The organism is Herbaspirillum sp. NPDC087042, assembly GCF_044745245.1.
In the GTDB taxonomy this organism is placed as follows: domain Bacteria; phylum Pseudomonadota; class Gammaproteobacteria; order Burkholderiales; family Burkholderiaceae_D; genus Herbaspirillum.
In genome coordinates this window covers 1-11997 of the sequence record NZ_JBIUZW010000036.1, presented here as the reverse complement: position 1 = coordinate 11997, position 11997 = coordinate 1, and the positions used below count along the sequence as shown (strand labels likewise).

The following is an 11997-nucleotide window of genomic DNA, read 5'->3' as shown; positions in this document are numbered from 1 at the left end:
AAACATAATTCAACCACATCGAAATACAAAACACCTTACACAAATAACATAAAATACGATAAAACTTAGAAGGCATGATCCGCCTGGTCTTCAAGAACGCCCTGGATATCGACCTGCCCAACCCGTTCCCGGTGATGGACTTCGCCACCGCCATGGGCATGTATGGTTCGGACAAGCCGGACATGCGCGTCAAGCTGGAATTCACCGAGCTGACCGACGTCATGAAGGACGTCGACTTCAAGGTCTTCTCGGGCGCCGCCAACAGCGAAGGCGGCCGTGTGGTCGGCCTGCGCGTGCCGGGTGGCGCGGACATGCCGCGTTCGGAAATCGACGCCTACACCCAGTTCGTCGCCATCTACGGCGCCAAGGGCCTGGCTTACATCAAGGTCAATGAAAAGGCCAAGGGCCGTGACGGCCTGCAGTCGCCCATCGTCAAGAACATCCACGATGCGGCCCTGAACGCCATCATCGAAAAGACCGGCGCACAAGACGGCGACCTGATCTTCTTCGGCGCCGACAAGGCCAAGGTGGTCAACGATGCCATCGGCGCGCTGCGCGTGAAGATTGGCCACAGCGAATTCGGCAAGAAGAACGGCCTGTTCGACGACGCATGGCGTCCGCTGTGGGTGGTCGACTTCCCCATGTTCGAATACGACGAAGACGGCCAGCGCTGGGTCGCGCTGCACCACCCGTTCACCTCGCCCAAGGACGGTCACGAAGACTTCATCTCGACCAATCCGGGTGCGGCCATCGCCAAGGCCTACGACATGGTCCTGAACGGTTGGGAACTGGGCGGCGGTTCGGTCCGTATCCACCGCGCCGACGTGCAGAGCAAGGTGTTCCGCGCCCTGAAGATCGATGACGAAGAAGCCCGCCTGAAGTTCGGCTTCCTGCTGGACGCGCTGCAATACGGCGCGCCCCCGCACGGCGGCATCGCCTTCGGCCTGGACCGCCTGGTCACCATGATGGCCGGTGCCGAGTCGATCCGCGACGTGATCGCCTTCCCCAAGACCCAGCGCGCCCAGTGCCTGCTGACCAACGCGCCTTCGGAAGTGGACGAGAAGCAGCTGCGCGAGCTGCACATCCGCCTGCGCAACACCGAGCCGGCAGTGAAGGCCTGATCGCTGTAGCAGCGTTGTCAAAGAAAAACGCGTGCAGCAATGCACGCGTTTTTTTTCGCCTGACAAATTAATGATTTAAACAATATAAATAATAATTGGAGAAAGGATATAAATCCTTTCCGCATGCATGCGCTGCAAGCATGGCTGCATGCACAGATATCATTTCCGCCTGCCCCCTGCTGACCCTATCATCGGCCGATATCCAACGTCCGACATGAGGGGAAAGCATGCAAGGAACGACACTACCGGCTGGCGGGATAACGCTGGTCAGCAACAACCAGCGCCGCCGCGCCATCATCGCCACCGTCATCGGCAACGGTCTCGAATGGTTCGACTTCACCGTCTACAGCTTCTTCGCGGTCATCATCGCCAAGCTGTTCTTCCCGACCGGCAATGAGCTGACTTCATTGCTCTTGGCCGTGGCCACCTTCGGCGTGGGCTTCTTCATGCGTCCGGTGGGCGGCATCCTCTTGGGCATCTACGCCGACCGCGTGGGGCGCAAGGCGGCACTGTCGGTCACCATCCTGCTCATGGCCGTGGGCACCACCCTCATCGGCCTGGCACCGACCTATGAAAGCATCGGCCTGTTCGCGCCGCTCATCATCGTCGTGGCGCGTCTGCTGCAAGGCTTCTCGGCCGGCGGCGAGATGGGCAGCGCCACCGCCTTCCTCACCGAATATGCACCGGAGCGCGAACGTGCCTACTACTCCAGCTGGATCCAGGCCAGCATCGGCGTGGCCGTGCTGCTGGGCGCCGCCGTGGGGACCTTCGTCACCGCCAGCCTGGATGCCGAGTCACTGGCCAGCTGGGGCTGGCGCCTGCCCTTCCTGCTGGGCATCGTGATCGGTCCGGTGGGCTACTACATCCGCAATCACCTCGAAGAAACCCCGACCTTCCTGGAAGAAAAGGACAAGACCGATTCGCCCCTGAAGGAAGTGATCCGCGACTTCCCGCGCGAAACCTCGGCCAGCTTCTCGATGGTGATCCTGTGGACGGTCTGTACCTATGTGTTGCTGTTCTACATGCCGACCTATTCCATCAAGGTGCTGAAGCTGCCGCAATCGACCGGCTTCATCGCCGGCATGGTGGGCGGGCTGTGCATCATGCTGCTGGCGCCGGTAGTGGGGCGCCTGGCGGACCGCATCGGTCGACGCCCCTTCCTGTCGGGCTCGGCGCTGCTGATCCTGGTGCTGGCCTATCCCATGTTCACCTACATCAACATGGCCCCCAGCCTGTCCTCGCTGCTGCTGTTCCAGCTGGTGTTCGGGGTGCTGATCGCAGCCTATACCGGTCCCATCCTGGCGGCATTCTCCGAACTGTTCCCGGCCAAGGTGCTCTCCACCGGCTTGTCGGTGGCCTACAACCTGGCCGTGACCATCTTCGGCGGCTTTGCCTCGTTCTTCATCACCTGGCTGATCTCGGCCACCGGCAGCACCATGGCCCCGGCCTTCTACGTGATGATCGCCGCCGCCATCAGTTTCATCGGCACCCGCTTCGTGCGTGAGCCGCAGTATCTGCAACAACATTGAATCTCGCCATGACCAAGATCCTCCTGAAGGGCGGCAACGTCCTCGACCCCGCGCTGGGCAGCCTGTTCCCGCGCCATGATGTGTTGATCGACAAGGACCGCATCGTCGATGTTTCGGCCACCCCGCTGGAGGTGCCGGGCGCACGTACCATCGATGTGAGCGGCAAGACGGTGATGCCGGGCCTGATCGATTGCCACGTACACGTGCTGGCATCGCTGGCCAATCTCGGCCTCAATGCCCTGCAGCCGGGTTCGCTGACCTCGATCCGGGCCTTGCCCATCGTCGAGGCCATGTTGAACCGTGGCTTCACCAGCGTACGTGATGCCGGTGGTGCCGACTGGGGCCTGGCGCAAGCCATCGCCATCGGCCTGGTGCCGGGGCCGCGCATCTTCCCCTCCGGCAAGGCGCTCTCGCAGACCGGCGGGCATGGTGATTTCCGGCCGCGTTCGGATGTGCTGGAACCCTGCTCCTGCGCCTTCCGCGCCGGTGCCATCGCGCGCGTGGCCGATGGCGTGGATGCGGTGCGCCTGGCCGCCCGCGAAGAATTGCAGAAGGGCGCGACCCAGATCAAGATCATGGCCTCGGGCGGCGTAGCCTCGCCCACCGACCCGATCGGCAACACCCAGTACAGCGAGGACGAGATCCGCGCCATCGTCGCCGAAGCCGAAGCGGCCCAGACCTATGTCATGGCGCACGCCTATACCGGCCGTGCCATCTCGCGTGCCGTGCGCTGCGGCGTGCGTACCATCGAGCACGGCAACCTGGTCGATGCCGAGGCCGCCCGCGTGATGCGCGAGCATGGCGCTTTCGTGGTGCCGACCCTGGTGACCTACGATTCGCTGGCCCGCGATGGCGCACGCCTGGGCTTGCCGCCGGATTCGGTGGCCAAGATCGAATCGGTACGCCAGGCCGGTCGCGACTCGCTGCGCATCTATGCCGAACATGGCGTGCAGATGGGCTTTGGCTCCGACCTGCTGGGCGAGATGCATCAGGACCAGTCGACCGAATTCCTGATCCGCGCCGAGATCCTGGGCAACCTGGAGACCATCCGCTCGGCCACCTCGATTGCCGCCGCCATCCTGCAGCGCGAAGGCGAACTTGGCACCGTGCGTGCCGGCGCGCTGGCCGACCTGATCGTGGTCGATGGCAATCCCCTGCAGGACATCACGCTGCTGACCGGCCAGGGCGAACACCTGTCGCTGGTCATGCAGGCCGGCCACATCCACCGCGGCCGCTGAGCGGCTTTCCCTGTCGGCGCCGCAGCGTGACAAGACATGCTGCGGCGGGCATGCTTTTCGCTCTACCATTCGGTCAGTCACCGAGATCCCGTCTGGAGCGCCAATCATGCGTATATCCCCATTACCTCCCTTGCCTGCGCTGATCGCCTTCGAGGCGGCCATGCGCCATGGCAGTTTTACCCGTGCCGCTGCCGAGCTGCATCTCACGCAAAGCGCCATCAGCCGCCAGATCGCCCAGCTGGAGCGCTTCCTGGGCAAGAAGCTGTTCCTGCGCGAACCGCGCGCGCTGCGCCTGACCGTCAGCGGCCAGCGCTATGCTGCGCTGGTGCAGCGCCTGCTGGTCGATTGCGCCGAGGCCACCGAAGACGTCATGAAGCGCAAGGGCCACCAGGAGCTGACGGTGGCCTGTTCGCAGGGCGTCGCCGTGCTGTGGCTGACACCCCGGCTGGCGCGTTTTCGTGCCCAGCACCCCGATTGCCATCTGCGCCTGGTCGTCAACGACAGCCTGGCTACGCTCTCGGAAACCGATTTCGACATGGGCATCTACTTCCTGCGTGATGGCCCGCCCTCGGGCCTGGCGGCGCGCCGGCTGTATGACGAGGAAGTGTTCCCGGTCTGTTCACCGGCCTATCTGGGCGGGCGCACGCTGAGTCCGGCGGCGCTGCGCGGCGAAACCCTGCTGATGCTGGAAGACGGCCAGCGCCAGTGGATGTCCTGGCAGAACTGGATGGCCCACAATGGCATGCCCGACGTGCGCATCGAGCACCAGATCCTCTCCAACCAGTATCCGGTGCTGCTGCAGCTGGCCATGGAAGGGCAGGGCATCGTGCTGGCCTGGCGCCACATGATCGATGCCTGTATGCAGCAGGGGCTGCTGGTGCGGGCCTGCGAGGCCAGTGCCAGCCTGGGCGGCGGCTATTACGCGGTGTGGCCGCGCGACCGTATCGAACACTCCGCCGCGCGGGCGTTCCGCAGCTGGCTGGTGGCCGAGAGCGAGGCCTCGCTGCTCTGAGGGCGCGTCATCCCGATACAATGAAGGCTTTCCTGCATCACGGACAGGCAGATGACGCAAAGCAAGCCCTACAAGATTCCCGAATCGGTGCTGGTGGTGATCCACAGCGCCGACCAGCAGGTGCTCCTGATCGAACGCACCGACCAGCCCGGCTTCTGGCAATCGGTGACCGGCTCCAAGGACAGCCTCGATGAAGTCCTGTCGGAAACCGCCCGACGCGAAGTGCAGGAAGAAACCGGCATCCAGGTCGCCGGCCCCGGCGTAGAATCGGTCCAGGATGACGGAACCGGCGTGCCCGGCGCCAACTTGCGCGACTGGCAACTTTCCAACATCTATGAGATCTACCCGGTCTGGCGCCATCGCTACGCCCCGGGCGTGACCAAGAATACCGAGCACGTCTTCGGTCTGCTGGTGCCGCGCGATATCCCGGTCACGCTGGCCCCGCGCGAGCATACGCGCCATGTCTGGCTGCCCTACCGCGAGGCGGCCGACCGTTGCTTCTCGCCCTCCAATGCGGAGGCGATCCTGCAACTGCCGCGCTATCTGGCGCAGTAGCCACGGATCGATCGGCGCAGCGGTAAGTCAGGACAAGGACAAGAACAAGAGAAAGGTTGCAGTGATGAAGTTGCGCGTAGCCACCTACAACATCCACAAGGGCGTGACCTCCTTCGCCGGACGGCCGCGCATCCTGGCGCTCAAGCAGGCGCTGGCGCAGCTGGACGCCGACATCCTGTTCCTGCAGGAAGTGCAGGGCCGCCACGACCTCAACGCCCTGCGTCACGCCTCCAACTGGCCGCAGCAGGGCCAGCACGAATACCTGGCCGGCGAGACCCATCACTCGGCCTACGGCATGAATGCTGTCTATGACCACGGCCACCACGGCAATGCGCTCATCTCGCGCTTTGCCATCGCCTCGATACGCAACCAGGACGTCTCCGACCACGCCTATGAATCGCGCGGCATCCTGCACTGCGTGGTGCCGGTGGACGGGCAGGAGGTGCATTGCTACGTGATCCACCTGGGCCTGTTCGCCGGTGGCCGGCGCCGCCAGACCGAGGCGCTGATCCAGGCGGTGCGCAATTCCTCGCCGCCGGATGCGCCGCTGCTGATCGCGGGTGACTTCAACGACTGGACCAACCAGCTGAGCCAGAGCCTGTACCAGAGCCTGGGCGTGGTCGAGGTATTCGACCAGCCCCAGGCCAATGCCCGCGGCGTCATGAATGGCCTGCGCCGGCTGGGTGGCCTGTCGGCGCCGATCCGCCCGGCGCGCACCTTCCCGGCCATGATGCCGTGGCTGCGACTGGACCGCATCTACCTGCGCGGCTTCCAGATCGACTCGGCGCAGGTCTTGAGCGACGGCCCGTGGGCGCGCCTATCGGACCATGCACCCATCGTCAGCGAACTGCGGCTGGCCTGAGCTTGAGTCATCGCTTGCGCCATCTCGCCTTCACCGACGGTAACCAGATCGCGCTGCTGCACAGCGGCGCCGGTTTCTATCCGGCCCTGATCACGGCCATCGACGGCGCGCGCGTCGAGATCTACCTGGAAACCTATATCTTCAGCCTCGACGAGACCGGCCAGCTGGTGGTCGAGGCCCTGCAGCGTGCCGCTGCCCGCGGGGTGGTGGTGTATGTCATCAACGACTGGCTGGGCAGCGGCCGCGACAACACCCGCAAGCTGCACCAGGTGCTGGAGGCGGCCGGGGTACAGCATCGCTCCTTCAATCCCTGGTTCCGCCGTGGCGTGGCGCGCAGCCATCGCAAGCTGTGCGTGGTGGATCGCCAGGTGGCCTTCGTGGGCGGGCTCAACATCAACGATGACATGGTCTCCGACCGTGACCACGTCACCCCCTTGCCGGCACCGCGCTGGGATTTCGCAGTACGCATCGTCGGCCCGCTGGTGCGGGAAATCTATCGCGAGATGGAAGCCCAGTGGCTGCGCGTGGGCCGCATGAAACTCAAGGCCCGCTGGATCAACTTCAAGCGCCTGCGCCATCGCCACGCCGGTCCGGTACACGACCAGACCCAGGCCGGGCTGGTGGTGCGCGACAACTTCCGCAACCGGCGCACCATCCAGCGCGCCTACCTGCAGGCGCTGGGGCGGGCGCGTGAGAGCGCCTTCCTCGCCAATCCTTACTTCGCGCCGGGACGCAAGACGCGCCGGGCCCTGGTGGAAGCCGCACGGCGCGGCGTCAAGGTGACGCTGCTGCTGGGCGTGGGGCAGTTCGTCATGCAGGATGCGGTGGCGCATTCCTTCTATCCCGAACTGCTGCGCGCGGGCGTGCGTATCGTCGAGTACACCCATACCGAGCTGCATGCCAAGGTGGCCGTGGTGGATGACCGCTGGGCCACGGTCGGCTCCAGCAACTATGACGGGCTGTCCCTGTTCGTGAACCAGGAAGCCAACGTGGTGGTGCAGGACCAGGCCTTCGCCAGCTACCTGCGCCAGGAAATCGAGGCCGGCGCGGTCAGTGGCCGGGTGGTGCACCTGGCCGATTTCCTGCACATGCCCTGGTACAAGCGCGCGGCCTACGGTGCCGCTTTCCTGCTGTATCGGACGGTGATCCACATCATTACCCTGGGCAACGACGCCTAGCCGGGCCGCGGCCGCGCTGGAATGCCCGAGTTTATTGGTCTGGCATTTGATTTACCGAAAATTCACTGTATCGCCATCCCCGCTGAAATGGAATAAGATGACCATCCGGTTTCCGACGGGGAGCAAGCAGGCTCTCCGCCATTTCAATAAAAGGAGCGAGTTATGGATGATGTGGTCATTGTCGCAGCACAAAGAACGGCGATCGGCAAATTCGGCGGATCCTTGTCGAAGATTGCAGCGGCCGATCTCGGTGCGCAAGTCATCAAGGCCTTGCTGGCCAAGACCGGCATCAAGCCCGAATCGATCAGCGAAGTCATCCTGGGTCAGGTACTGACCGCGGGCCTGGGCCAGAACCCGGCGCGCCAGTCGGTGATCAAGTCCGGCCTGCCCGACATGGTCCCGGCCTTCGTGGTCGGCAAGGTCTGCGGCAGCGGCCTGAAGGCGGTGCAGCTGGCGGCCCAGGCCATCCGCTGTGGCGACGCCCAGATCGTCATCGCCGGCGGCCAGGAAAACATGAGCGCCTCGCCCCACGTTCTCAACAACTCGCGCGACGGCTTCCGCATGGGCGACGCCAAGCTGACCGATACCATGATCGTGGACGGTCTGTGGGACGTCTACAACCAGTACCACATGGGCATCACCGCCGAGAACGTGGCCAAGAAGTTCGAGATCAGCCGTGAAGAGCAGGACGCCTTCGCCGCCGCCTCGCAGAACAAGGCCGAAGCCGCGCAGAAGGCCGGCAAGTTCAAGGATGAGATCGTCCCCATCGAGATCAAGGGCAAGAAGGAAACCGTGGTCTTCGACACCGACGAATTCGTCAAGCACGGTGTGACCGCCGAAGCGCTGGGCACCCTGCGTCCGGCCTTCGACAAGGCGGGCACGGTGACGGCCGGCAACGCCTCGGGCATCAACGACGGTGCTGCTGCGGTAGTGGTGACCTCGGCCAAGCTGGCCGCTGAACTGGGCCTGCCGGTGCTGGCCAGGATCAAGTCCTACTCCTCGGCCGGCCTGGACCCGAGCATCATGGGCATGGGCCCGGTGCCGGCGTCGCAGCTGACCCTGAAGAAGGCCGGCTGGACCGCGCAGGACCTGGACCTGATGGAAATCAACGAAGCCTTCGCCGCCCAGGCCATCGCCGTCAACAAGCAGATGGGCTGGGACACCAGCAAGATCAACGTCAACGGCGGTGCCATCGCGCTGGGCCACCCCATCGGTGCCTCCGGCTGCCGCGTGCTGGTGACCCTGCTGCACGAGATGGTGCGCCGTGATGCCAAGAAGGGCCTGGCCAGCCTGTGCATCGGTGGCGGCATGGGCGTGGCGCTGGCGGTGGAGCGTTGAAGCCTTAGTTCGTCGTCTGTTGTGTTTCAGTGAGGAAACGCCGGCTTGCGAGCCGGCGTTTTTTTCGTCCCGCACCGAGCCCGTCTGCGGTTGGTATCCAGGTATCAGAGACGTCGCAGGTAGCTGGCGTCAAGCTGGCCGATATCCGGACAGGCCAGGAGCGCCAGCACGCGATCGACTTCGCTGCGCAGGATCTCCAGGGCCCGTTCGGCGCCGGCCTGTCCGCCAGCGGCCAGGCCATAGGTGGTGGCGCGGCCCAGCAATACGGCATCGGCGCCCAGGGCGATGGCCTTGACGATGTCGGCGCCACGGCGAAAGCCGCCATCGAGCATCACCGTCAGTTGCCCCTTCACCGCCGCCACGACCTCGGGCAGCACGTCCATGGTCGATAGCGCGCCGTCGAGTTGCCGCCCACCGTGGTTGGACAGCACGATGCCATCCACGCCGGCCTGCACCGCGCGCTGTGCATCCTGTACCTGCATCACACCCTTGAGCACCAGCTTGCCCGGCCAGATGCCGCGCAGCCATTCGACATCGCGCCAGTCCAGTGCCGGTGAAAGCGATTGTCCGAGGATGGAGGAAGCGGCACCGCGCACGCTGGTCTGTCCTTCGGGGAGCAGGTCGCCCAGGTTGGCGAAGTGCGGAAAGCCATGCGGGAAGAGGATCTCGAGCAACCAGCGCGGATGGGCGAGCACGTCCAGCTTGTTGCGCCAATCCAGCTTGCGCGGACTGCTGAAGTTGCGCACATCCCATTCACGCTTGCCATAGACGGCACTGTCGGTGGTCAACACCAGGGTGCCGATCCCGGCGGCCTGCGCGCGGCGCGCAATGCTGGCCACGAATTCCCGGTCGCGATAGAGATAGACCTGCTGCCACACCTGGCCGCCGGAGCGGCGCACCACCTCTTCCAGCGAGGTGGTCGAGACATTGGTCAACACGAAGGGCACACCGGCAGCGGCGGCAGCACGCGCCATGGCCACATCCCCCTCGCGCGCCAGCAGGCCACTGAAGCCGGTCGGGCCGATCAGGAAGGGCGAGGCGATCTCCTGGCCGAACAGGCGGCGCCGTTGCGTGCGCACCGAGACATCGACCAGCGTGCGCGGCACGAAGCCGATGCGGGTGAATACCTCGCGGTTGTGACGCAGGCTGGTCTCTTCCTCGGCCCCGCCCTCGACATACTCGATACAGAAATTGGGTACCCGCTTGCGCGCCATGGCCCGCAGTTCCTCGATGCTCTGGGCGCGGCGCAGATCCGGCCCGGTGTACAGACGACGTTTCAATTCGGCTCCCCTGACATGGATTGTTCGCAGCAGCGCATGTAAGCAATTTTAATTAAGCTGAAATTTATTCACAATTAGGCTGAAATTCATCGAATAAGCAGAGAAACGCGTCACATAGCTTTAGTCAGCCACCAGTGCCAGATGGCTCAGGTACATTGAAGAGGCCGAGAAACACTCTACGGTGGTCCATAGCGCCCTATCGACGATGCCTCTCATGAGCTTTGCGAGATGGTGCCGGGAATGGTCCCTCACATGCATCACTGAACCAATGCGACGGTCATGGTCTGCTGAATCCCACAGAAACTGACTCGTAGGCTCAGGTAAACGCGTGCCAATGTGTTTTCCCCGGGATGCCACGAGGCTTATGATATGCGACTCAAAGACTGAGCAGATGTTGCAGACATCGGAATGGGAGTCACGCCGCAGGTGAGTTACGTGTTAGTGAATTACCTTGACCATCTTAACGCCAAGAAGACTACGCACATTCAATTTTCATATAGCTACCCCGCCCCACCGTGGTGACCCATAGCTGTTTTACGTCATTTCGATGGAGCGGCCGGCCAGATGCTTCTGTATATATACCTTCAGCCATATAGGCTGGTAGTCCCAATGCTCAGCGAAGTGGTGCCGCTGCAGCCCAATGGTGGTCGCGACGTCAGCAAATGTGTTTGGCCAGTCTGATAGAAGTTGATAGGAACATCGCACTACGGCAGCTCGCACGTTGACAGGTAGCAACTCAATGTATCGTCGTCCCTCCCATATTCTCAGCGACTCTCCCAAACCACGGTCAAGAGTATCCCATGCTTTCACTGACCTCTTTCGAAGCAGCATTTGGCTCAGTGCCCAAAGCGCAGCAAATACCTCCTGTGCATTTTCTGCTTGCCCTAACGATGCTGGAACTACCCCCGTAGACGCACACATCCAAAGTTCACGGGCGATGATTCGCATTAATGGGTCAAAGGTCGATGTGTCTAAGATAGGGCCGCCGCACGATTGGCAATGGGAGAAAGGATATTGATTGTGTTGCCCAGCCGATTTAAGTGACTTTGGCCACATTGCCGCTGAGCAGTGAGTGCATCTTTCGACGAGCGTGCAGCCATGCATCGGACAGTGAGTCATGAAGGCAAAACGCCAGCTCAATCGGATATACGGCATTGGGTCTTCGCTGACGCATATTGGGCAGCATGTACTTCCGTTGCCCAATATGCGATTTCCATTGGCAGGAATAACCCAACGATGGCGCGCACGACTTCCGAAATCGCGCCCAAGGCGGAGAACGATACTATCCAAAAATAGCGGTTGAAGGATATCGTCCGCCATCCGAAATTCGTCTTTCAACCACTGCTCTTCGGCTGCTTGGGGACGCCTATCGGGTTCTTGGAAGTTACGGAAGCCCATCGGCCGTGGAAACCGATAGAAACCATTCGCTACGCCGCTACGCTGGCGCCAGGACGAGAGGGATTCACCAGGTAGCGGTTGTGGGCGGAAGAGAAACATACCATCAGCCAGCGCTCATAAAGGAAGACTGACTATGCTGAAGGGATTGCTGCAGCAAGGACGCTTCGATGAAGATATCGAAGATGGTGGCCATCCTAGACAGGGAGTAAAACGATGCGGCGCCAGTGCGGACCTTTAGTAGCACGGCTGCGACTTCAGGTTTGACCACTCGAAAGCCCATGCGAGGGTCAAATACATCGGGTACGATTGCCGTCAACGGTATCAGTGGAGCTTCTGACGCTCCGAGAGATTTGGCGTTTTCGCGAATACGCGCGAGCAATAGTCGAATCTGTTGTTGATTTGCTCGCAGATTTGACCCTCTCCATTTGACCCACCTTCCATTGCCTGCTGAAGGCAGCCACCCGGTCATACGACCCCTCATATCCC

General features: G+C 62.7%; 10 protein-coding genes and 1 pseudogene. 8 read left to right on the top strand and 3 right to left on the bottom strand.

Features of this window, described 5'->3' with window-relative positions; translation table 11 throughout:
- Window positions 1–68: 68 nt before the first annotated feature.
- The 8 genes and pseudogenes from aspS to ACIPHN_RS25545 form a co-directional block, all read left to right on the top strand.
- Window positions 69–1121 (top strand): annotated as a pseudogene (gene aspS / locus ACIPHN_RS25580) (aspartate--tRNA ligase); the annotation flags it as partial.
- Between the two features lie 227 nt (window positions 1122–1348).
- On the top strand, window positions 1349–2650 hold the full coding sequence (locus ACIPHN_RS25575; RefSeq protein ID WP_400441948.1) for an MFS transporter: 1302 nt from the start codon (window positions 1349–1351) through the stop codon (window positions 2648–2650).
- Window positions 2651–2658: 8 nt separating this feature from the next.
- On the top strand, window positions 2659–3888 hold the full coding sequence (locus ACIPHN_RS25570; RefSeq protein WP_400441946.1) for an amidohydrolase family protein: 1230 nt from the start codon (window positions 2659–2661) through the stop codon (window positions 3886–3888).
- A gap of 106 nt (window positions 3889–3994) precedes the next feature.
- Window positions 3995–4900 (top strand): LysR substrate-binding domain-containing protein, encoded by a 906-nt coding sequence (locus tag ACIPHN_RS25565; protein ID WP_400441944.1) that lies wholly within the window; start codon window positions 3995–3997, stop codon window positions 4898–4900.
- Between the two features lie 51 nt (window positions 4901–4951).
- Complete coding sequence (gene nudB / locus ACIPHN_RS25560) at window positions 4952–5455, top strand: dihydroneopterin triphosphate diphosphatase (protein WP_400441941.1); 504 nt, start codon at window positions 4952–4954, stop codon at window positions 5453–5455.
- A gap of 64 nt (window positions 5456–5519) precedes the next feature.
- Window positions 5520–6317 (top strand): endonuclease/exonuclease/phosphatase family protein, encoded by a 798-nt coding sequence (locus tag ACIPHN_RS25555; RefSeq protein WP_400441938.1) that lies wholly within the window; start codon window positions 5520–5522, stop codon window positions 6315–6317.
- 14 nt (window positions 6318–6331) lie between these two features.
- Window positions 6332–7495 carry a phosphatidylserine/phosphatidylglycerophosphate/cardiolipin synthase family protein gene (locus tag ACIPHN_RS25550; RefSeq protein WP_400441936.1) on the top strand — a complete coding sequence of 388 codons (1164 nt, stop codon included), beginning with the start codon at window positions 6332–6334 and terminating at the stop codon, window positions 7493–7495.
- Between the two features lie 162 nt (window positions 7496–7657).
- Window positions 7658–8833: an acetyl-CoA C-acetyltransferase gene (locus tag ACIPHN_RS25545; protein ID WP_400441933.1), complete on the top strand. Its 1176-nt coding sequence runs from the start codon at window positions 7658–7660 to the stop codon at window positions 8831–8833.
- A 104-nt stretch (window positions 8834–8937) separates the two neighbouring features.
- On the opposite strand, the gene ACIPHN_RS25540 is transcribed toward ACIPHN_RS25545, so the two are convergent.
- From ACIPHN_RS25540 to ACIPHN_RS25530, 3 genes are all read right to left on the bottom strand, one after another.
- Complete coding sequence (locus ACIPHN_RS25540) at window positions 8938–10113, bottom strand: alpha-hydroxy acid oxidase (protein ID WP_400441930.1); 1176 nt, start codon at window positions 10111–10113, stop codon at window positions 8938–8940.
- A gap of 534 nt (window positions 10114–10647) precedes the next feature.
- Window positions 10648–11610, bottom strand: coding sequence for a TniQ family protein (locus ACIPHN_RS25535; protein WP_400441928.1), 963 nt, complete (start codon window positions 11608–11610; stop codon window positions 10648–10650).
- 4 nt (window positions 11611–11614) lie between these two features.
- Window positions 11615–11997 (bottom strand): hypothetical protein (locus ACIPHN_RS25530; protein WP_400441925.1); only part of this gene is annotated, 383 nt, incomplete at its 5' end.

Bases quoted from the DNA above. Each gene is read 5' to 3' on its own strand.
- ACIPHN_RS25545 (WP_400441933.1), top strand. From the start codon at position 7,658: ATGGATGATGTGGTCATTGTCGCAGCACAAAGAACGGCGATCGGCAAA.
- ACIPHN_RS25570 (WP_400441946.1), top strand. From the start codon at position 2,659: ATGACCAAGATCCTCCTGAAGGGCGGCAACGTCCTCGACCCCGCGCTG.
- nudB (WP_400441941.1), top strand. From the start codon at position 4,952: ATGACGCAAAGCAAGCCCTACAAGATTCCCGAATCGGTGCTGGTGGTG.
- ACIPHN_RS25565 (WP_400441944.1), top strand. From the start codon at position 3,995: ATGCGTATATCCCCATTACCTCCCTTGCCTGCGCTGATCGCCTTCGAG.
- ACIPHN_RS25535 (WP_400441928.1), bottom strand. From the start codon at position 11,610: ATGTTTCTCTTCCGCCCACAACCGCTACCTGGTGAATCCCTCTCGTCC.
- ACIPHN_RS25575 (WP_400441948.1), top strand. From the start codon at position 1,349: ATGCAAGGAACGACACTACCGGCTGGCGGGATAACGCTGGTCAGCAAC.
- ACIPHN_RS25555 (WP_400441938.1), top strand. From the start codon at position 5,520: ATGAAGTTGCGCGTAGCCACCTACAACATCCACAAGGGCGTGACCTCC.